16 protein-coding genes are annotated in these 19,155 nt (G+C 64.6%); 6 read left to right on the plus strand and 10 right to left on the minus strand.

Features of this window, described 5'->3' with window-relative positions:
* Nucleotides 1-76: 76 nt before the first annotated feature.
* From LU671_RS02685 to LU671_RS02695, 3 genes are all read right to left on the minus strand, one after another.
* A complete protein-coding gene (locus LU671_RS02685) occupies nucleotides 77-520 on the minus strand; it encodes a hypothetical protein (protein ID WP_203648604.1) in 444 nt (147 codons plus the stop codon).
* Nucleotides 521-656: 136 nt separating this feature from the next.
* Entirely contained in the window at nucleotides 657-2,930 is a 2,274-nt protein-coding gene (gene ptsP, locus LU671_RS02690; protein WP_232854875.1) for a phosphoenolpyruvate--protein phosphotransferase, read from the minus strand.
* A 22-nt stretch (nucleotides 2,931-2,952) separates the two neighbouring features.
* Nucleotides 2,953-3,432 (minus strand): RNA pyrophosphohydrolase, encoded by a 480-nt coding sequence (locus tag LU671_RS02695; RefSeq protein WP_028688498.1) that lies wholly within the window; start codon nucleotides 3,430-3,432, stop codon nucleotides 2,953-2,955.
* Nucleotides 3,433-3,573: 141 nt separating this feature from the next.
* Here LU671_RS02695 and LU671_RS02700 point away from each other — a divergent pair, with 141 nt between their 5' ends.
* On the plus strand, nucleotides 3,574-4,230 hold the full coding sequence (locus LU671_RS02700) for an HAD family hydrolase (protein ID WP_232854876.1): 657 nt from the start codon (nucleotides 3,574-3,576) through the stop codon (nucleotides 4,228-4,230).
* A gap of 115 nt (nucleotides 4,231-4,345) precedes the next feature.
* On the opposite strand, the gene LU671_RS02705 is transcribed toward LU671_RS02700, so the two are convergent.
* Together LU671_RS02705 and ilvA are read right to left on the minus strand one after the other, a co-directional pair.
* Nucleotides 4,346-4,771, minus strand: coding sequence for a DUF2269 family protein (locus LU671_RS02705; RefSeq protein WP_232854877.1), 426 nt, complete (start codon nucleotides 4,769-4,771; stop codon nucleotides 4,346-4,348).
* A 128-nt stretch (nucleotides 4,772-4,899) separates the two neighbouring features.
* Entirely contained in the window at nucleotides 4,900-6,414 is a 1,515-nt protein-coding gene (ilvA, locus tag LU671_RS02710; protein ID WP_203648598.1) for a threonine ammonia-lyase, biosynthetic, read from the minus strand.
* 133 nt (nucleotides 6,415-6,547) lie between these two features.
* Here ilvA and rpiA point away from each other — a divergent pair, with 133 nt between their 5' ends.
* The gene (rpiA, locus tag LU671_RS02715; protein WP_011536226.1) at nucleotides 6,548-7,222 is read left to right on the plus strand and encodes a ribose-5-phosphate isomerase RpiA; all 675 of its coding nucleotides are present in this window, start codon (nucleotides 6,548-6,550) and stop codon (nucleotides 7,220-7,222) included.
* 171 nt (nucleotides 7,223-7,393) lie between these two features.
* Here rpiA and LU671_RS02720 read toward each other — a convergent pair whose 3' ends face one another.
* From LU671_RS02720 to LU671_RS02735, 4 genes are all read right to left on the minus strand, one after another.
* A complete protein-coding gene (locus LU671_RS02720; RefSeq protein WP_232854878.1) occupies nucleotides 7,394-8,299 on the minus strand; it encodes an SdiA-regulated domain-containing protein in 906 nt (301 codons plus the stop codon).
* Between the two features lie 86 nt (nucleotides 8,300-8,385).
* Nucleotides 8,386-9,306: an SdiA-regulated domain-containing protein gene (locus tag LU671_RS02725; RefSeq protein ID WP_203648594.1), complete on the minus strand. Its 921-nt coding sequence runs from the start codon at nucleotides 9,304-9,306 to the stop codon at nucleotides 8,386-8,388.
* A 151-nt stretch (nucleotides 9,307-9,457) separates the two neighbouring features.
* Nucleotides 9,458-10,123 (minus strand): fumarylacetoacetate hydrolase family protein, encoded by a 666-nt coding sequence (locus LU671_RS02730; RefSeq protein ID WP_232854879.1) that lies wholly within the window; start codon nucleotides 10,121-10,123, stop codon nucleotides 9,458-9,460.
* Nucleotides 10,124-10,148: 25 nt separating this feature from the next.
* Nucleotides 10,149-11,546, minus strand: a complete 1,398-nt coding sequence (locus LU671_RS02735) for an FAD-binding oxidoreductase (protein WP_232854880.1) — start codon at nucleotides 11,544-11,546, stop codon at nucleotides 10,149-10,151.
* A 170-nt stretch (nucleotides 11,547-11,716) separates the two neighbouring features.
* On the opposite strand from LU671_RS02735, the gene serA reads away from it, so the two are divergent.
* The 4 genes from serA to LU671_RS02755 all read left to right on the plus strand — a co-directional run bounded on the left by serA (nucleotide 11,717) and on the right by LU671_RS02755 (nucleotide 16,968).
* The gene (serA, locus tag LU671_RS02740) at nucleotides 11,717-12,946 is read left to right on the plus strand and encodes a phosphoglycerate dehydrogenase (RefSeq protein WP_203648588.1); all 1,230 of its coding nucleotides are present in this window, start codon (nucleotides 11,717-11,719) and stop codon (nucleotides 12,944-12,946) included.
* Nucleotides 12,947-13,130: 184 nt separating this feature from the next.
* Nucleotides 13,131-14,189 (plus strand): putative 2-aminoethylphosphonate ABC transporter ATP-binding protein, encoded by a 1,059-nt coding sequence (locus LU671_RS02745; RefSeq protein WP_203648586.1) that lies wholly within the window; start codon nucleotides 13,131-13,133, stop codon nucleotides 14,187-14,189.
* 1 nt (nucleotide 14,190) lies between these two features.
* Nucleotides 14,191-15,915 carry a putative 2-aminoethylphosphonate ABC transporter permease subunit gene (locus tag LU671_RS02750; protein ID WP_232854881.1) on the plus strand — a complete coding sequence of 575 codons (1,725 nt, stop codon included), beginning with the start codon at nucleotides 14,191-14,193 and terminating at the stop codon, nucleotides 15,913-15,915.
* Nucleotides 15,916-15,945: 30 nt separating this feature from the next.
* Nucleotides 15,946-16,968 carry a putative 2-aminoethylphosphonate ABC transporter substrate-binding protein gene (locus LU671_RS02755; RefSeq protein WP_232854882.1) on the plus strand — a complete coding sequence of 341 codons (1,023 nt, stop codon included), beginning with the start codon at nucleotides 15,946-15,948 and terminating at the stop codon, nucleotides 16,966-16,968.
* Nucleotides 16,969-17,239: 271 nt separating this feature from the next.
* Here the strand turns inward: LU671_RS02755 and ilvD are convergent, their stop codons facing one another.
* On the minus strand, nucleotides 17,240-19,081 hold the full coding sequence (gene ilvD / locus LU671_RS02760) for a dihydroxy-acid dehydratase (RefSeq protein ID WP_232854883.1): 1,842 nt from the start codon (nucleotides 19,079-19,081) through the stop codon (nucleotides 17,240-17,242).
* Nucleotides 19,082-19,155 lie beyond the last annotated feature (74 nt).

Raw genomic sequence — 19,155 nt, forward strand, 5'->3', positions numbered from 1 at the left:
CAAGCCTGAAAGGCGATAGGGAACCTGTGGGAGCGGGTTTACCCGCGAAGAGGCCGGTGCAAGTTGAGCGTCACTATCAGCCGAACTGCTTCTGCTGTTGCTGCTGCCTGGCCACGACCTCCGAGGCGGTGACATAGGCGTCCTGGAACTCGTCGCTCTCCAGCCAGGCCATGGTCGCATCCTCGTCGATGCCGTCGAGCCACGCGCGGTAGGCGGTGAACACCAGGACGATGTAGTCGGTGGCGTGTTCTTCCTTGTGGCCCTTGAGCACCAGTGCCAGCAGTGGGTCGACCAGGAATACCGAGATCATCGGCACCAGGCCGCCTTCCTGGGCTTCCTTCATTTTCACGAACAGGCTGTCGTAGCTGCCCGACTCCATGGCCTTGTTGAACACCTGCTCGACGCTGGCGCTGTCGCCGGCACTGGCCTTGACTGCCTGGCCGCTGCGCACCATGCGGTTCTGCTTGGCCTTGGTGGCGGCGCGCTTGGCGCGTTTCTGTTGTTTGGTGTTGGTGGCCATGGGGGCGGATCCTTGGACGACTGGTAAAGGCGCGTATTGAAGCGTAGTTGCCAGGGAAACCCAAGCAGGTATTCGAGATCGCCGGACGCTCTGCGCCCGTTTCGCGACATAAGGCCCGCAAAGCGGGCCCAGGATCTCAGAGGGTCTTGTTCGGCCCGATCATCCGCGCCAGGCCAAGGTTCTTCAGCGCCAGTTGCAGCGAGCTGTGGATAACTTGCGGGTTGTCATGGCTCATGGCGTCGGCCAGCAGTTCCCTGGCCTTGCTCAGGTTGATCTGGCGCAGCATCCACTTCACCTTTGGCAGGTTGGTGGCGTTCATCGACAGGCTGTCGAAGCCCATGGCCATCAGCAGGATCGCCGCAGCCGGGTCGCCGGCCATCTCACCGCAGATGCTCACCGGCTTGCCTTCCTCGTGGGCGACGCTGACCACGGTCTGCAACGCCTGCAGCACCGCCGGGTGCAGGTAGTCGTACAGGTCGGCGACCCGCGGGTTGTTGCGGTCGACCGCCAGCAGGTACTGGGTCAGGTCGTTGGAGCCGACCGAGAGGAAGTCGACCTGGCGCGCCAGCTCGCGGGTCTGGTACACGGCGGCGGGAATTTCCACCATCACCCCCACCGGCGGCATCGGCACGTCGGTGCCTTCGTCGCGCACCTCGCCCCAGGCGCGGTGGATCAGGTGCTGGGCTTCTTCCAGTTCGTGGATGCCGGAAATCATCGGCAGCAGGATGCGCAGGTTGTTCAGGCCCTCGCTGGCCTTGAGCATGGCGCGGGTCTGCACCAGGAAGATTTCCGGGTGATCGAGGGTGACGCGGATGCCGCGCCAACCGAGGAACGGGTTCTCTTCCTTGATCGGGAAGTACGACAGCGACTTGTCGCCGCCGATGTCGAGGCTGCGCATGGTTACCGGCAGCGGGTGGAACGCCTGCAGCTGCTCGCGGTAGATCGCCAGCTGTTCCTTCTCGCTGGGGAAGCGCTGGTTGATCATGAACGGCACTTCGGTGCGGTACAGGCCGACGCCCTCGGCGCCACGCTGCTGGGCGCGGGCCACGTCGGCGAGCAGGCCGGTGTTGACCCACAGCGGCATGCGGTGGCCGTCCGGGGTGACGCACGGCAGTTCGCGCAGGGCATCGAGGCCCTTGGCCAGTTCGCGCTCCTCCTCGACCACATCGCTGTATTGCTTGCGCAGCACTTCACCCGGGTTGGTGAACACCTCGCCCTTGTAGCCGTCGACGATCATCTCGATGCCGTCGGCCTTCGAATACGGCAGGTCGACCACACCCATGACGGTGGGGATACCCATCGCCCGGGCGAGGATCGCCACGTGGGAGTTGCCCGAGCCGAGTACCGAGACCAGGCCCACCAGCTTGCCTTCCGGCACCTCGCCGAGCATGGCGGGGGTCAGCTCCTCGCTGACCAGGATGGTGTTGTCCTCATAGACCAGCGACTGCGAGCGGGCCTCCTGGAGATACGCCAGCAGGCGCCGGCCCAGGTCCTTGACGTCCGAGGCACGCTCGCGCAGGTAGTCGTCGTCCATCAGCTCGAAGCGGTTGACGTGCTCGCCGACCACCTGGCGCAGGGCACCCTGGGCCCACTGGCCGGTCTTGATGACCTCGACCACCTCGCCACCGAGGGCGGCGTCCTCGAGCATCATCAGGTAGACGTCGAACAACGCGCGCTCTTCGGGGCGCAGCTGGGTGGCGAGCTTGGCCGACAGCTTGCGCATGTCCTCGCGCACGCCTTCGAGGGCGTTGTTGAACAGCTTGAGTTCGGTGTCGATGTCCTCGACGGTGCGGTCCGGCACCACCTCGAGGTCGGCGGGCGGCAGCATCACCACGGAACGGCCGACGGCGGCACCCGGGGAGCCCGGCACACCGACGAAGCGGGCCTCCTGGATACCCTTGCCCTGGCGCCCCAGGCCACGAATCGAGCCGGTCGCCTCGGCGTGGGCGATAACCCCGGCAAGCTGGGCGCTCATGGTGACCAGGAAAGCCTCTTCGCCCTCGTCGAACTGGCGGCGCTCCTTCTGCTGGATGACCAGTACCCCCACCACGCGGCGGTGGTGGATGATCGGCGCACCGAGGAAGGAGGCGAATTTTTCTTCGCCGGTCTCGGCGAAGTAGCGGTAGCGGGGGTGGTCGGCGGCGTTCTCGAGGTTCAACGGCTCCTCGCGGGTGCCGACCAGGCCGACCAGGCCCTCGTTGGGGGCCATGCTGACCTTGCCGATGGAGCGCTTGTTCAGGCCCTCGGAGGCCATCAGCACGAAGCGGTTGCTGTCCGGGTCGAGCAGGTAGACCGAGCAGACCTGGCTGCCCATCGCCTCCTTGACGCGCAAGACAATGATACCCAACGCCGTCTTGAGATCTTTGGCGGAGTTCACTTCCTGGACGATCTTGCGCAGCGTATTGAGCATGGCTCGGGGTCGGACTCCGTCGTCAGTCGCGCGTCAGCAGGCGCGGGGCTAGCTCTTTCAGGGCGCGACGGTATACCTCGCGCTTGAATGTCACCACCTGGCCCAGCGGATACCAGTAGCTGACCCAGCGCCAGCCATCGAATTCCGGTTTGCCGGTGAGGTCCATGCGCACCCGTTGCTCATTGCTCACCAGGCGCAGCAGGAACCACTTCTGTTTCTGGCCGATGCACAGCGGCTGGCTGTGGGTGCGCACCAGGCGCTGGGGTAAACGATAACGCAACCAGCCACGGGTGCAGGCAAGAATTTCCACGTCCTGGCGTTCCAGGCCCACTTCTTCGTTCAGCTCGCGGTACAGGGCATCTTCCGGCGTCTCGTCAGGGTTGATGCCACCCTGGGGGAACTGCCAGGCATCCTGGTTGATCCGCCGAGCCCATAGCACCTGCCCGGCATCATTCGTGAGAATGATCCCGACATTGGGGCGAAAACCATCCGGGTCGATCACGGCAGCAACCTCGCAAACGCATGTCACCGCATTGTTCCACAAAGCCTGAGCGCGCAGCAACGCGCCCGCCAAGCTTATGTGCAGCGAGGTGAAAACTCCGTATTCTGCGGGGCTCTTCCGTGGCTGATGCGAGTGACCGCGATGCGCCTGGCTTTATTCGACCTGGACAATACCCTCCTCGGTGGCGACAGCGACCACGCCTGGGGTGACTACCTGTGCGAGCGGGGCATTCTCGACCCGGTCGCCTACAAGCAACGCAACGACGCCTTCTACCAGGACTACCTCAACGGCACCCTGGACATGCAGGCCTACCTGGCCTTCTCCATGGAGATCCTCGCGTCCAGCGAACCTGCGCAGCTGGAGCAATGGCACCGCGAGTTCATGCGCGACTGCATCGAGCCGATCATCCTGCCCAGGGCCGAAGCCCTGCTGCGCCAGCATCGCGAGGCCGGCGACCAGTTGGTGATCATCACCGCCACCAACCGCTTCGTCACCGCGCCCATCGCCCGCCGCCTGGGTGTGCGTACCTTGCTGGCGACCGAGTGCGAGGTGCGCGATGGTCGCTATACCGGGCGTAGCACCGATATACCTTGTTTCCGTGAAGGCAAGGTGACGCGGCTTGCGCGCTGGATGCTGGAGAACGGGTTCGATCTGGAAGGCAGCTACTTCTACAGCGACTCGCTGAACGATGTGCCGTTGCTGGAGGTGGTGGCGAACCCGGTGGCGGTGGATCCGGATCCGAGGCTGCGGGTCGAGGCCGAGCGGCGGGGGTGGCAGGTTATTTCGTTGCGCGATTGAGGGCGCGGGGCCGCTTTGCGGCCCTTTCGCGGCACGAGGCCGCTCCTACAGGGGGCTGTGATTGCTTGTAGGAGCGGCCTTGTGCCGCGAGGGAGGGCGGAGCCCTCCTGCTGTCTCAGATCGGCTTGGCGCCCATCAAGCCGGCAATGGACAGGAAGCAGACGCCACTGAACACCGCCAATGCCAAGGTGAACTTCAAACCCACGGTTTCAGCCTTGCGCAGCCGGTTCAGGCGTACCACCAGCCACCACACGGCAAGCGCGCCAAGCGTATAGATGACGCTGGACGCCAGTACCCAGGTCTGCCCCAGCGGCCAGCCGACCAGGTGCACCAGCCACCAGCCGGTGAACGGCATGCTCACCAGGCACAGCCCCATCAGCAGCCAGACGAACACCAGCGGTCGGCGCAACAGTTTGCCGTAGGCCTCGGCATCGCCCTGGCGGCGGGCGCGGACAGTCCAGGTCGCCAGGCCCAGGCCGCCCAGCAGCAACAGGGCAGTGGCGAGGATGTGCAGGATCTTGAGGGTGGTCAGGTGTTCCATGTCTTCATCGTCCTTCAGCAGGGTAATTCGCGCCCGTCTCTTCGCGGGTAAACCCGCTCCCACAGGTGACGCGCCAACCTTGTGGGAGCGGGTTTACCCGCGAAGGACCATACGCCCAGCTTAGTCAGTTAACCCAAGAACAGCCGGTAAGCCGGGTTCTCGGTCTCGTCCCAGTACGGATAGCCGATCTTGGCCAGCGCCGCCGGCACCAGGTGGCGCTCGTCCTCCGGCACCTGCAGGCCCGCGACCACCCGGCCATCGGCGGCGCCGTGGTTGCGGTAGTGGAACATCGAGATGTTCCAGCGCCCACCCAGCTTGTTGAGGAAGTTGAACAGCGCACCCGGCCGCTCGGGGAACTCGAAGCGCAGCACCATCTCGTCGCTGGCCCCGGCCGAGTGGCCGCCGACCATGTGGCGGATGTGCAGCTTGGCCAGCTCGTTGTCGGTCAGGTCGGTAACCGGGAAGCCTTGCTCGATCAACTGCTGGACCAACACCGCGCGCGGGTCGGTTTCCGGGTGGGTCTGCACGCCGACGAAGATATGCGCCTCGTCCGAGGTGTGCTTGCGGTAGTTGAATTCGGTGATCTGGCGCTTGCCGATGGCTTCGCAGAAGGCCTTGAAGCTGCCCGGACGCTCCGGGATGGTCACGGCGATGATCGCCTCGCGCTTCTCGCCCAGTTCAGCGCGCTCGGCCACATGGCGCAGGCGGTCGAAATTGACGTTGGCGCCCGAGTCGATGGCCACCAGGGTCTGCCCGGCGACGCCCTTGAGCTCGACGTACTTCTTGATGCCGGCTACGCCCAGCGCGCCGGCAGGTTCGGTGATCGAGCGGGTATCGTCGTAGATATCCTTGATCGCTGCGCAGATTTCGTCGGTGCTGACGGTGATCACCTCGTCCACATGGTGACGGCAGATGTCGAAGGTATGCTGGCCGATCTGCGCCACCGCCACGCCATCGGCGAACAGCCCGACCTGTGGCAGCACCACGCGCTCACCCGCGGCCATGGCCGCCTGCAGGCAGTTGGAGTCGTCCGGCTCGACGCCGATCACCTTGATCTCGGGGCGCAGGTATTTCACGTACGCGGCGATGCCAGCGATCAGCCCGCCGCCGCCGACCGGCACGAAGATCGCGTCCAGCTGGCCCGGGTGCTGGCGCAGGATTTCCATGGCCACCGTGCCTTGCCCGGCAATGGTGTGCGGATCGTCGTAGGGATGGATGTAGACGAAGCCCTTTTCCTCCACCAGCTTCAGCGAGTAGGCCAGCGCCTCGGGGAAGGTGTCACCGTGCAGCACCACCTTGCCGCCCCGGGAGCGCACGCCTTCGATCTTGATCTCCGGGGTGGTCTTGGGCATGACGATGGTCGCCTTGATCCCCAGCTCCCGCGCTGCCAGGGCCAGGCCCTGGGCGTGGTTGCCGGCGGAGGCGGTGACCACGCCGCGGGCCAGTTCCTCGGCGCTCAGTTGCGCCAGCTTGTTGTAGGCCCCGCGGATCTTGAACGAGAACACCGGCTGCAGGTCCTCGCGCTTGAGCAGCACCGTGTTGCCCAGGCGCTTGCTCAACTGCCCGGCGCTGTGCAGCGGGGTTTCGACGGCAACGTCGTAGACGCGCGAGGTGAGGATCTTCTTGACGTACTGTTCGAGCATCGGAAAGCATCACTGGGCCGCGGGACAAGGGCTGGGAGTCTACCGCAGCGTCACGTCGGGCGACCACAGCAAAGCCGTGGGAGCCGTTATACTAGGCAACTTTGAAATCCGCCCAGCCCCTCCCGGAGCCCGCATGACCCAGGACCAACTCAAACAGGCCGTCGCCCAGGCCGCCGTCGATCTCATCCTGCCGAAACTGGATGAGAAAAGCGTCGTCGGCGTCGGTACCGGTTCGACCGCCAACTTCTTCATCGACGCCCTGGCCCAGCACAAGACCGCCTTCGACGGCGCCGTCGCCAGCTCCGAGGCCACCGCCCAGCGCCTGAAGGGGCATGGTATCCCGGTCTACGAGCTGAACAGCGTCAGCGAGCTGGAGTTCTACGTCGACGGCGCCGACGAGAGCGACGCCCACCTCAACCTGATCAAGGGCGGCGGCGCGGCCCTGACCCGCGAGAAGATCGTCGCGGCGGTGGCCAAGACCTTCATCTGCATCGCCGACGCCAGCAAGCTGGTGCCGGTACTGGGCGCCTTCCCGCTGCCGGTCGAGGTGATTCCGATGGCCCGCAGCCATGTCGCGCGCCAGCTGGTCAAGCTGGGCGGCGACCCGGTCTACCGTGAAGGCGTGGTGACCGACAACGGCAACGTCATCCTGGATGTGCACAACCTGCAGATCACCAACCCGGTGGAGCTGGAGAGCCAGATCAACGCCATCGTCGGCGTGGTCACCAATGGCCTGTTCGCGGCGCGTCCGGCGGATGTGCTGCTGCTGGGGACCGCTGAAGGCGTGAAAACCCTCAAGGCCGAGTAAACAAGCCTTGCGCGATCCTTGTAGGAGCGGCCTTGTGCCGCGAAAGGGCTGCGTAGCAGCCCCAGATTTCAGCGTTGAACAAAGATTGCCGGGGCCGCCTTGCGGCCCTTTCGCGGCACAAGGCCGCTCCTACAGGGGTAGACGTAAACGCGATAGCGCCAGCCCAGGCAATCAATCAGCCGGCTGCTTGAACACATAGAACAGGTTCGGCTCGCTGACCAGATAGATGGTCCCGGCGTCATCCATCGCAATCCCCTCCGCCTGCGGCACGGTCTGCTTCAAACCCTGAGACCCCTTGCGCAGCGACAGCGTACTCAGCGGTTTGCCCTTCACATCCAGCTCCAGCACCAGCCGTGACTCGTCCGACAGCGCCAGCAGATGCCCGCTGCGCTCGTCGAACTGCAGGCTCGACAAATCCCTCACGAACAAGCGCCGGTCACGCTTGCGGTCCTGTACCACATGCACCGCATAGGGCTTGTCGGGATTGTCATGAGGGAAACCATGGACTTCGTAGATCATCATCGGGTCCCGTTCCTTGGCCACGAACAGGCGCTTGCCCGCCGAGTCGTAGGCCAGCCCCTCGAAACCCTTGTTGCCATTGAGGCCGATGCCCAGGGACAGCTGCTCGGCATCGCTGGCGTCGAGGAACAGGGTGTCATCGTCAAGACGCACGCGAATCAGCCGCTGCTGGCGCTCGTCGGTGATCACGTAGCTGTTGGGCCCTACATACTCCACCGCCTCGGGGTCGCCGAAGCCGGTCAGTGGAACACGGCGCAGGATGCGGCCGTCCAGCGACAGCTCGATCAGCTCCGAGCGGGCATTGGTGACGGTGAACAGGCTCTTGCGGTCGGGATCGTAGGTCAGCGCCGAGATGTCATCGTCCAGCCCGACGATGGGCTGCGCTTCGATCGCCACCTGGTAGCGATCCAGGCCGATGCTCTGCTCGGCCGGCTGCCACCAGGTCTTGAGGTTGAACCAGCCGCGCTCGAACAGGCGGAACTCATGCCCGGCGGCGCCCAGGACGAGCAGGGCAACAAGCACGATGAAGGCTAAGATCAGGCGAAGGTGGCGGCGCATGCGGTCGGACTCGGCGAAAGGAGCACGTATCTAACCACTATCAACTGAAGCAAAGCTTAATGCCACCATCAGAAATATCTGATCGATCAGTGCTTTTTGAAGCGATAGAACAGGTTGGGCTCGCTGACGATGTACAGGTTGCCCTGGTCATCCATTGCCACCCCTTCTGCCCGGGGAATGGTGTCAGCCAGGCCATTGAAGCCGCCCAGCAAGGTCATGAAACTGACCTGCTCACCCTTCTCGTCCAGCTCGAGCAGCATGTTGGAGTCCGCCGACAAAGCCAGCAGGTGCCCGGTGCGCGGGTCGATGCCCAGCGCGGACAGGTTGCGCAGGTCCAGTTCGTCACTGGGCAGCGGTTGCTTGTCGCCCTTGAGCGGGCCGTGGCCATCGGTGCTCCAGATGAACATCTTCGGTGGCCGCTCGGCACCAATGATCAGTCGCTGCCGGATCAGGTCCCAGGCAATGGCCTCGAAGCCCTTGTTGCCATCCTCCGTATCGCCCAGGTCGTAGGGCTGGTAGTCGGCGCGGTTCAGCGATGTCGTGGCGGCATCCACCTTGACCAGTGTCAGATCATGGTTGCGCTCGTCGACAATGGCGATCTGGCCGTTCTCGAGGACCGCCACGCCTTCCGGATTGGACCAGCCCACCAGCGGGATCTTGCGCAGCACGTCACCGTCGAGGTTGAGTTCGACCAGGAACGGGTGCTTGCCCATGACCGCGAACAAGGTACGGGTGTGCGGATTGAACGCCAGGTCCGACGCCTCGTCACGCTCCATCCCCGGCAACGGTTTGGCATCGATGTCGGCCACGTAATCCGGCAGCCAGATGCTTTCCTGGCGCTCGGTCTGGCTTTCGAAGCCTTCCTTTATCCACAGCAGGCCACGGTCATCCCAGTGCATGGCTACCACCAGGCCATAGGCGATGATCGCCAGCGCAAGCAGCCACAGCGACCAGCGGGTGATCAGGCGTCGCTTTGGCGGAAGGGATGCGCTGGAAGGATTGGTCATCGAATGGAGATCCTGAAAGTAGGCGGCAGCGTGGTCGCCACTGTCGGCAAATGAAGGTTAATAGACGAATTATCCGGATCAATTGTGAAAAAAACGACAAATCCCACCGGCACAAGCAGCGACGACGGCATTGCACCGTCGTCGCCCGGAGTCAAAGCACCCGGCCTTCGAACCGGCTTGCACCGGGAAGTTCCAGCACCAGCTCATCGCCGACATTGAACGGCCCCACGCCCGCCGGGGTGCCAGTGAGGATGACGTCGCCGGCCTGTAGGGAGAAGTGCGCGGCCATGTGCTGGATCATCGGTACGATCGGATTGAGCATCAACGCGCTGTTGCCGTCCTGGCGCACCTCACCGTTGATGCTCAGGCGGATGCCGATGTCGGTCAGGTCCTCGAAGGTGCCGGCCGACACGAACGGCGGCAGCACGCAGGCGCCGTCGAAGCACTTGGCCAGCTCCCAGGGCAGGCCCTTTTCCTTCAGTTTCGCCTGCACATCGCGCAGGGTCAGGTCCAGCGCCGGGGCGAAGCCGGAAATGGCGTCGAGCACCTCTTCCTCGGAAGGGTGGGTGGACAGGGGCTTGCCCAGCAGCACGGCAATCTCCGCCTCGTAATGTACCGAGCCACGCTCGGTCGGAATCTTGAAGCCGCCTTCCAGGGGCACCACGCAGCTGCCGGGCTTGATGAACAGCAGCGGCTCGCTGGGGATGGGGTTGTCCAGTTCCTTGGCATGCTCGGCGTAGTTGCGGCCGATGCATACCACCTTGCCCAGCGGGAAGTGGATGCGCGTGCCGTCTACGTACTGGTGCTGGTAACTCATGGCCGACTCCTGTGAATACTGCTTTTTATTCGGGAGCGAAGATCTTACCCGGATTCATGATGCCGTTCGGGTCGAACACCGCCTTGATCGCCCTCATGCAGGCGATTTCCTCCGGCGAGCGGCTGTAGCCCAGGTAGTCGCGCTTGGTCATGCCCACGCCATGCTCGGCGGAGATCGAGCCGTTGTAGCGTTCGACGATCTCGAACACCCACTTGTTGACCTTGGCGCAGGAGGCGAAGAAGTCGTCCTTGGTCATGTGGTCGGGCTTGAGGATGTTCAGGTGCAGGTTGCCGTCGCCGATGTGGCCATACCAGACCACTTCGTAGTCCGGGTAGTGCTCGCCGACGGTGGCGTCGATATCGCGCAGGAACGCCGGCACCTTCGATACGGTGACCGAGATGTCGTTCTTGTAAGGCGTCCAGTGGGAGATGGTCTCGGACAGGTACTCGCGCAGCTTCCACAGGTTCTTCAGCTGGGTCTCGCTCTGGCTCATCACCCCGTCCAGTACCCAGCCCTGCTCGACGCAGTGCTCGAAGGTGGCCAGGGCTTCGTTGGCCACCTCCTCGGTGCTGGCTTCGAACTCCAGCAGCGCATAGAACGGGCAGTCGGTCTCGAACGGTGCGGGCACATCGCCCCGGGCGAGGATCCTGGCCAGGCCCTTGTCGGAGAAGAACTCGAAGGCCGTCAGGTCAAGCTTGCCCTGGAAGGCGTGCAGCACCGGCATGATCGCGTCGAAATCGGGCGTGCCCAGCACCATGGCGGTGAGGTTGCGCGGCGCGCGGTCCAGGCGCATGGTCGCCTCGACTACGAAGCCCAGGGTGCCTTCGGCGCCGATGAACAGCTGGCGCAGGTCGTAGCCGGTGGCGTTCTTGATCAGGTCCTTGTTCAGCTCGAGCAGCTCACCCTTGCCGGTGACCACCTTCAGCCCGGCCACCCAGTTGCGGGTCATGCCGTAGCGAATCACCTTGATCCCGCCGGCGTTGGTACCGATATTGCCGCCGATCTGGCTGGAGCCGCTCGAGGCGAAGTCCACCGGGTAGTAGAGGCCCTGGTCCTCGGCGAACTGTTGCAACTGGCGGGTGACGACCCCCGGCTGGCAGACCACGGTACGGTCGAATTCGTTGAAGGCGAGGATCTGGTTCATGTAGTCGAAGGCCACCACCACCTCGCCATGGGCGGCCACGGCGGCGCCCGACAGCCCGGTACGCCCGCCCGACGGCACCAGGGCGACCTTGTGCCGGTTGGCCCAGCGCACGATGGCCTGCACCTGCTCGACGGACTTGGGGAAGACGATGGCGCTCGGCGCCGGCGGGTAGTGCTTGGTCCAGTCCTTGCCGTAGGCCTCGAGCGAGGCCGGGTCGGTGAGGACCTTGCCAGGGTCGACCAGGGTCATCAGCTCATCAATTACCACGGACTGGGTCATCGCCGGAACTCTCGACTTATTCATAGTCACCCTGAGCACGCTTCACCTGTCGGGATAAGCTCAGGTTGTGTCGCGTATGCTAGCATAGCCCTCCCGCCGTTCGTGCTAAGGCCGACGCCGCGCCGCTCCACTCTCCTCGCCATTTTTCTCCGGGATACAGGTTTACGCAGATGAGCAAGACTTCTCTCGACAAGAGCAAGATCAGGTTCCTTCTTCTTGAAGGTGTGCACCAGAACGCGGTCGATACCCTCAAGGCCGCCGGCTACACCAACATCGAATACCTCACTGGTTCGCTGCCGGAAGCCGAGCTGAAGGAAAAGATCGCTGATGCCCACTTCATCGGCATCCGTTCGCGCACCCAACTGACCGAAGAGATCTTCGACTGCGCGAAGAAACTGGTCGCGGTCGGCTGCTTCTGCATCGGCACCAACCAGGTTGACCTGGCAGCGGCCCGCGAGCGCGGTATCGCCGTGTTCAACGCCCCCTACTCGAACACCCGTTCGGTGGCCGAGCTGGTGCTGGCCGAAGCCATCCTGCTGCTGCGCGGCATCCCCGAGAAGAACGCTTCCTGCCACCGTGGCGGCTGGATCAAGAGCGCGGCCAACTCCTTCGAGATCCGTGGCAAGAAACTGGGCATCGTCGGCTACGGCTCGATCGGCACCCAGCTGTCGGTCCTGGCCGAGAGCCTGGGCATGCAGGTGTACTTCTTCGACCCGCTGACCAAGCTGCCGCTGGGCAACGCGGTACAGGTCACCAGCCTGCACGAGCTGCTGGGCCTGGCCGACATCGTCTCGCTGCACGTGCCTGAGCTGCCGTCCACCCAGTGGATGATCGGCGAGAAGGAAATCCGCGCGATGAAGAAGGGCTCGATCCTGATCAACGCCGCCCGTGGCACCGTGGTCGAGCTGGACCACCTGGCCGCCGCGATCAAGGACAAGCACCTGATCGGCGCCGCCATCGACGTGTTCCCGGTCGAGCCGCGCTCCAACGACGAAGAGTTCGAAAGCCCGCTGCGTGGCCTGGACAACGTGATCCTGACCCCGCACATCGGTGGTTCCACCGCCGAGGCCCAGGCCAACATCGGCCTGGAAGTGGCCGAGAAGCTGGTCAAGTACAGCGACAACGGCACCTCCGTGTCGTCGGTCAACTTCCCGGAAGTGGCCCTGCCGGCCCACCCAGGCAAGCACCGCCTGCTGCACATCCACGAAAACATCCCGGGCGTGCTCAGCGAGATCAACAAAGTGTTCGCCGAGAACGCCATCAACATCTCCGGTCAGTTCCTGCAGACCAACGAGAAAGTGGGTTACGTGGTCATCGACGTCGACGCCGAGTACTCGGACCTGGCCCAGGAGAAACTGCAGCACGTGAAGGGCACCATCCGCTCGCGCGTACTGTTCTGAGTTTCACTGCGTCAAGAAAAAGGGAGGCCCTGGTGGCCTCCCTTTTTTTATCAGCTAACGCCTGAAAACCGGATGGTCGCTACAAAAATCCACCAATACCACTATCACTCGTTTTTGCCCCTTCGCCACACAACCGTCTCACAGCCCTCCTAGCATGGCCCCATCTCTTCGATGAGGCCTTGCCATGAACAACGCCACTCCAGGCGCACAGATGAAAGTGCGCGGTATCCACAAGCGCTTCGGCGCCTTCACCGCACTCAACGACGTCTCCCTCGACATCGCCGCCGGCGAGCTGGTGTGCCTGCTCGGCCCGTCGGGCTGTGGCAAGACCACCCTGCTGCGCTGTATCGCCGGGCTCGAGCGCCAGGATCGTGGCACGCTGTACATTGGCGACCGCGATATCTCCGAGCTGCCACCCCAGGCCCGCGACTACGGCATCCTGTTCCAGTCCTACGCGTTGTTCCCCAATCTCACCGTCGAAGCCAACATCGCCTACGGCCTGACCGGCAGCAACCGCGAGGCCTCGCGCCAGCGGGTCGGCGAAATGCTCGAGCTGGTCGGCCTGACGGGCAGTGAAAAGAAATACCCCGGCCAGCTATCCGGCGGCCAGCAACAGCGCGTGGCCCTGGCCCGCGCCCTGGCGCCCTCACCGTCGCTGCTGCTGCTCGACGAGCCGATGTCGGCACTGGACGCTCGCGTGCGCGAGCACCTGTGTACCGAGCTGCGCCAACTGCAGCGCCAGCTGGGCATCACCACGCTGATGGTCACCCACAACCAGGACGAGGCCATGCTGATGGCCGACCGCATCGCCGTGATGAACAACGGCCAGGTCGAGCAGTACGCCACGCCCCAGGAAATCTACGACCAGCCGGCCACGCCGTTCGTCGCCGAATTCGTCGGCCAGGGCAACTGGCTGCCGTTCCAGCGCAGCGGCGACAGCCATGCCCAGGTCGGCGGCCTGCACATGCGCCTGGCGGCCAACGCCGCTGGCGCCAGCAGCGGCCGGTTGTTCTGCCGACCTGAGGCGATCACCGTCAACCCGGTGGTACACGAGGAAAACCTGTTCCCGGCCAAGGTTCGCGAGATCACCTTCCTCGGCAACCGCTGCCGCATGAGCTTCGAGTTCAAGGCCTTCCCGGGCCATGCGTTGCTCGCGGAGCTGGCGCCGGAGGCGATGCCGCGCCTGGGTTCGCAGGACATCTGGGTGGCCCTGCCGCCGCAGAGCCTGCAGGTGTTTGCCTGAGATGGCCGCGCCGATGACCCTGCCGCTCACCTCAACCAATGCCGCACCTCGCAGTGGTGTTGCCCTGGGGGACCGTCTGTTCGTGATCGGTGGCAAGAGCCTGCTGCTGATCCTGCTGGTGCTGGCGGTGCTGATGCCGTTGCTGGCGATCTTCTGGCGCGGCTTCAGCGCTGAAGCCGGGCAGGGCGGCGGCCTGCCAGCTGCCCGTGAACTGTTCGCCAGCGAGAACTTCCATTGGCTGCTCGGCAACAGCCTGTCGGTGGCCTTCACCGTCGCCGCCATCGTCGTGCCGCTGGCCTACCTGTTCGCCTATGCCCTGCAACGCACGCTGATCCCGGCCAAGGGCCTGTGGCGCGGCATCTCGCTGCTGCCGCTGCTGGCGCCGTCGATGCTGCCGGCCATCGCGCTGGTCTACCTGTTCGGCAACCAGGGCCTGCTGCGCGGGCTGCTCAGCGACAATATCTACGGCTTCTGGGGCATCGTCCTCGGCGAGGTCATCTACACCTTCCCCCACGCCCTGATGATCCTGCTCTCGGCGCTGTCGCTGGCCGACGCAAGGCTGTTCGATGCGGCCTCGAGCATGGGGGCGGGGCCGACGCGGGCGTTCTTCAGCATCACCTGGCCGGCCACGCGCCAGGCGGTGTTCGCCGCGTTCTGCCTGGTGTTCACCCTGACCATCACCGACTTCGGCGTGCCGGTCGTGGTGGGTGGGGATTACCAGGTGCTGGCCCTGGAAGCCTACAAGGCGGTGGTCGGCCAGCAACAGTTCGGTCGCGGCGCGCTGATCGGCATGGTGCTGCTGGTGCCGGCGCTGCTCAGCTTCGCCGTCGATGCCTGGTTGCGTCGCCGCCAGGGCGAGGCCATGAGCGGCCGCGCCCAGGTGTTCGAGCCCAAGCCTTCCAGGCTGCGCGATGGCTGCTTCCTGGCCATCGTGCTGCTGGTGTGCGCGGCACTGCTGGCGGTGATCGGCATGGCGGTGTACTCGTCGCTGGTCAAGTTCTGGCCGTACAACCTGTCGCTGTCGCTCAAGCACTACATGTTCGAGGACACCGCCGGTGGCGGCTGGCTGGCCTACCGCAACAGCGTGACCATGGCCATCGGCACCGCGCTGATCGGCAGCGTGGTGATTTTCACCGGCGCCTACCTGATGGAGAAGACCCAGGGGCAGCGCATGCTCAACCAGCTGCTGCGCTTGCTGAGCTTCATCCCGATGGCGGTGCCTGGCCTGGTGCTGGGCCTGGGCTACGTGTTCTTCTTCAACCTCAATGGCAACCCACTGCATGTGTTCTACGGCAGCATGGCGCTGCTGGTGGTGTGCACCATCGCCCACTACCTGACCACCGCGCAGATGACCGCCACCACCGCCCTGCGCCAGCTCGACGGCGAGTTCGAGGCCGCCGCGCTGTCGCTCAAGGCGCCGCTGTACAGGCACTTCATGCGGGTCACCGTGCCGATCTGCCTGCCGGCGCTGCTGGACATCATCCGCTACCTGTTCGTCTCGGCGATGACCACCGTGTCGGCGGCGATCTTCCTGTACAGCCCCGACACCATCCTCGCCGCCGTCGCCGTGCTGAACATGGACGACGCCGGCAACGTTGGCGGTGCCGCCGCCATGTCGACCCTGATCCTGCTTACCAGCGCTGCCGCATCCTTGCTGCTGGCCGCTGCCTCACGCGGCCTGCTGCGCCGCTCCCAGGCCTGGCGCCAGCGCGCGCCAGGCCATTGACCGACTGCCCACACTGATAGGAACCGCATCATGTTCAAGCCCCTCGCACTTGCCGCTGCCGTATCCGCCGTCTTCAGCCTGCAGGCCTCGGCCGCGACCCAGCTGACCGTCTACACCGCCCTCGAGGCCGAGCAGCTCAAGAGCTACAAGCAGGCCTTCGAAAAGGCCAACCCCGACATCGAGATCAAGTGGGTGCGTGACTCCACTGGCATCATCACTGCCAAACTGCTGGCCGAGAAGGAACGTCCGCAGGCCGACGCGGTGTGGGGCCTGGCCGCTTCCAGCCTGGCCATCCTCGACCAGAACGGCATGCTCGAAGCCTATGCGCCCAAGGACCTGGGCAAGATCTCGCCCAACTACCGCGACGCCGCCAACCCGCCGGCCTGGGTGGGCATGGACGTGTGGGCCGCGACCCTCTGCTTCAACACCGTCGAGGCCGAGAAGCAGGGCCTGAGCAAGCCGGTGAGCTGGCAGGACCTGACCAAGCCTGAGTACGAGGGCAAGATCGTCATGCCCAACCCGGCTTCGTCCGGCACCGGCTTCCTGGATGTGAGCGCCTGGCTGCAGACCTTTGGCGAACCGCAGGGCTGGGCCTACATGGATGCGCTGCACCAGAACATCGGCCAGTACGTTCATTCCGGCTCCAAGCCGTGCAAGCTGGCCGCCGCCGGTGAATTCCCGATCGGCATCTCGTTCGAATACCCGGCCGTGCAGCTCAAGCGCCAGGGCGCGCCGCTGGATATCGTGCTGCCCAAGGAAGGCCTGGGCTGGGAGATCGAAGCCACCGCAGTGATCAAGGGCTCGCCGAAGGCCGATGCCGCCAGGCGCCTGGCCGACTTCTCCGCCAGCCCCGCGGCCATGGAGCTGTACAAGGAGAACTTCGCCGTGCTCGCCGCGCCCGGCATCGCCAAGCCGCAGACCGAGTTGCCGGCGGACTACGAGCAGCGCCTGATCAAGAACGACTTCGCCTGGGCCTCGAAGAACCGCGACCAGATCCTCAGCGAGTGGCGCAAGCGCTATGACGGCAAGTCGGAAAAGGTCGCGCAGCAATAACGTGTCGACCTCATTGGCGGGTAAACCCGCTCCTATGGAACAACACGTAACCTATTGATTTAGCTTGACCCTGTGGGAGCGGGTTTACCCGCGAAGAATCCAGCGCGGTGTATGGCACCGGCTGCGCCGGTGTTCGCGGGTGAACCCGCTCCCACAGGGGACAGTTCCCAGCGCGGCAACGCAGCCCAAAGGGCCAGCATGGGCAATGCAGGGGCCACAGGCATGAAAAAACCGGCGCACCAGGCGCCGGTTTTTTTATGCCGTCAGAGCCTCACAGCCCTTCGAGCATTGCCTTGTTGCGCACCGCGCCCTTGTCGGCGCTGGTGGCCAGCAGGGCGTAAGCCTTGAGCGCGGTGGTCACCTTGCGTGGACGCACCTCGGCCGGCTTCCAGCCCTTCTTGTCCTGCTCGACGCGACGCTCAGCCAGCTCTTCGTCGCTGACCAGCAGGTTGATCGAACGGTTGGGGATGTCGATCAGCACCTTGTCGCCATCGCGCACCAGGCCGATGGCGCCGCCCGCTGCCGCTTCCGGCGAGGCGTGGCCGATCGACAGGCCCGAGGTACCGCCGGAGAAACGACCGTCGGTTAGCAGGGCGCAGGCCTTGCCCAGGCCCTTGGACTTCAGGTACGAGGTCGGGTACAGCATCTCTTGCATGCCCGGGCCGCCTTTCGGGCCTTCGTAGCGGATGATGACGATGTCGCCGGCCTGCACTTCGTCGGCGAGGATGCCGCGCACGGCGCTGTCCTGGCTCTCGAAGATCTTCGCGGTGCCTTCAAACACGTGGATCGACTCATCGACACCGGCGGTCTTCACCACGCAGCCGTCCAGGGCGATGTTGCCGTACAGCACGGCCAGGCCGCCTTCCTGCGAGTAAGCGTGCTCGAAGCTGCGGATGCAGCCGTTCTCGCGGTCGTCGTCGAGGGTTTCCCAGCGGGTCGACTGGCTGAACGCGGTTTGCGTCGGGATGCCGGCCGGGCCTGCCTTGAAGAAGGTGTGCACGGCTTCGTCATCGGTCTGGGTGATGTCCCACTTGGCGATGGCTTCCTCCATGCTTGGGCTGTGCACGGTCGGCAGGTCGGTGTGCAGCAGGCCGCCACGGGCCAGCGAGCCAAGGATGCTGAAGATGCCGCCGGCGCGGTGCACGTCTTCCATGTGGTACTTCTGGATGTTCGGCGCCACCTTGCACAGCTGCGGCACCTTGCGCGACAGACGATCGATGTCGCGCAGGTCGAAGTCCACCTCGCCCTCCTGGGCCGCGGCCAGCAGGTGCAGGATGGTGTTGGTCGAGCCACCCATGGCGATGTCGAGCATCATGGCGTTCTCGAACGCCTTGAAGTTGGCGATGCTGCGCGGCAGTACGGATTCGTCGTTCTCGCCGTAGTAGCGTTTGCACAGCTCGACGATGGTGCGCCCGGCGGTGAGGAACAGCTGCTCGCGGTCGGAGTGGGTGGCCAGGGTCGAACCGTTGCCCGGCAGGGCCAGACCCAGGGCCTCGGTCAGGCAGTTCATCGAGTTGGCGGTGAACATGCCGGAGCACGAACCGCAGGTCGGGCAGGCGCTGCGCTCGTACTCAGCGACTTTTTCGTCCGAGGCCGAGGAGTCGGCGGCGATGACCATGGCGTCGACCAGGTCCAGGCCGTGGCTGGCCAGCTTGGTCTTGCCAGCTTCCATCGGGCCGCCGGAGACGAAGATCACCGGGATGTTCAGGCGCAGGGCGGCCATCAGCATGCCGGGGGTGATCTTGTCGCAGTTGGAGATGCAGACGATGGCGTCGGCGCAGTGGGCGTTGACCATGTACTCGACTGCGTCGGCGATGATCTCGCGGCTGGGCAGCGAGTAGAGCATGCCGTCGTGGCCCATGGCGATGCCGTCATCCACGGCGATGGTGTTGAATTCTTTCGCCACGCCACCGGCGCGTTCGATCTCGCGGGCGACCAGCTGGCCCAGGTCCTTCAGGTGTACGTGCCCCGGGACGAACTGGGTGAACGAGTTGGCGATGGCGATGATCGGTTTCTTGAAGTCTTCGTCCTTCATCCCGGTGGCGCGCCACAGGGCACGGGCACCGGCCATGTTGCGGCCTTGGGTGGAAGTCTTGGAACGATAATCAGGCATGGAGCGCTCCTGGCGGCTAAATCACGTCACGTAAATAGGGAGTGAGCTTCTCTTGTCCTGAAACGCCGAAGGCC

The sequence above is a fragment of the Pseudomonas sp. NMI760_13 genome, from assembly GCF_021283245.1.
GTDB classification, from domain to species: Bacteria; Pseudomonadota; Gammaproteobacteria; order Pseudomonadales; family Pseudomonadaceae; genus Aquipseudomonas; species Aquipseudomonas peradeniyensis.

What these genes read in the sequence shown, in the direction of transcription:
- LU671_RS02685 (WP_203648604.1), bottom strand. Translation starts at nt 520, where the DNA reads ATGGCCACCAACACCAAACAACAGAAACGCGCCAAGCGCGCCGCCACC.
- ptsP (WP_232854875.1), bottom strand. Translation starts at nt 2,930, where the DNA reads ATGCTCAATACGCTGCGCAAGATCGTCCAGGAAGTGAACTCCGCCAAA.
- LU671_RS02700 (WP_232854876.1), top strand. Translation starts at nt 3,574, where the DNA reads ATGCGCCTGGCTTTATTCGACCTGGACAATACCCTCCTCGGTGGCGAC.
- LU671_RS02705 (WP_232854877.1), bottom strand. Translation starts at nt 4,771, where the DNA reads ATGGAACACCTGACCACCCTCAAGATCCTGCACATCCTCGCCACTGCC.
- ilvA (WP_203648598.1), bottom strand. Translation starts at nt 6,414, where the DNA reads ATGCTCGAACAGTACGTCAAGAAGATCCTCACCTCGCGCGTCTACGAC.
- rpiA (WP_011536226.1), top strand. Translation starts at nt 6,548, where the DNA reads ATGACCCAGGACCAACTCAAACAGGCCGTCGCCCAGGCCGCCGTCGAT.
- LU671_RS02720 (WP_232854878.1), bottom strand. Translation starts at nt 8,299, where the DNA reads ATGCGCCGCCACCTTCGCCTGATCTTAGCCTTCATCGTGCTTGTTGCC.
- LU671_RS02725 (WP_203648594.1), bottom strand. Translation starts at nt 9,306, where the DNA reads ATGACCAATCCTTCCAGCGCATCCCTTCCGCCAAAGCGACGCCTGATC.
- LU671_RS02730 (WP_232854879.1), bottom strand. Translation starts at nt 10,123, where the DNA reads ATGAGTTACCAGCACCAGTACGTAGACGGCACGCGCATCCACTTCCCG.
- LU671_RS02735 (WP_232854880.1), bottom strand. Translation starts at nt 11,546, where the DNA reads ATGACCCAGTCCGTGGTAATTGATGAGCTGATGACCCTGGTCGACCCT.
- serA (WP_203648588.1), top strand. Translation starts at nt 11,717, where the DNA reads ATGAGCAAGACTTCTCTCGACAAGAGCAAGATCAGGTTCCTTCTTCTT.
- LU671_RS02745 (WP_203648586.1), top strand. Translation starts at nt 13,131, where the DNA reads ATGAACAACGCCACTCCAGGCGCACAGATGAAAGTGCGCGGTATCCAC.
- LU671_RS02750 (WP_232854881.1), top strand. Translation starts at nt 14,191, where the DNA reads ATGGCCGCGCCGATGACCCTGCCGCTCACCTCAACCAATGCCGCACCT.
- LU671_RS02755 (WP_232854882.1), top strand. Translation starts at nt 15,946, where the DNA reads ATGTTCAAGCCCCTCGCACTTGCCGCTGCCGTATCCGCCGTCTTCAGC.
- ilvD (WP_232854883.1), bottom strand. Translation starts at nt 19,081, where the DNA reads ATGCCTGATTATCGTTCCAAGACTTCCACCCAAGGCCGCAACATGGCC.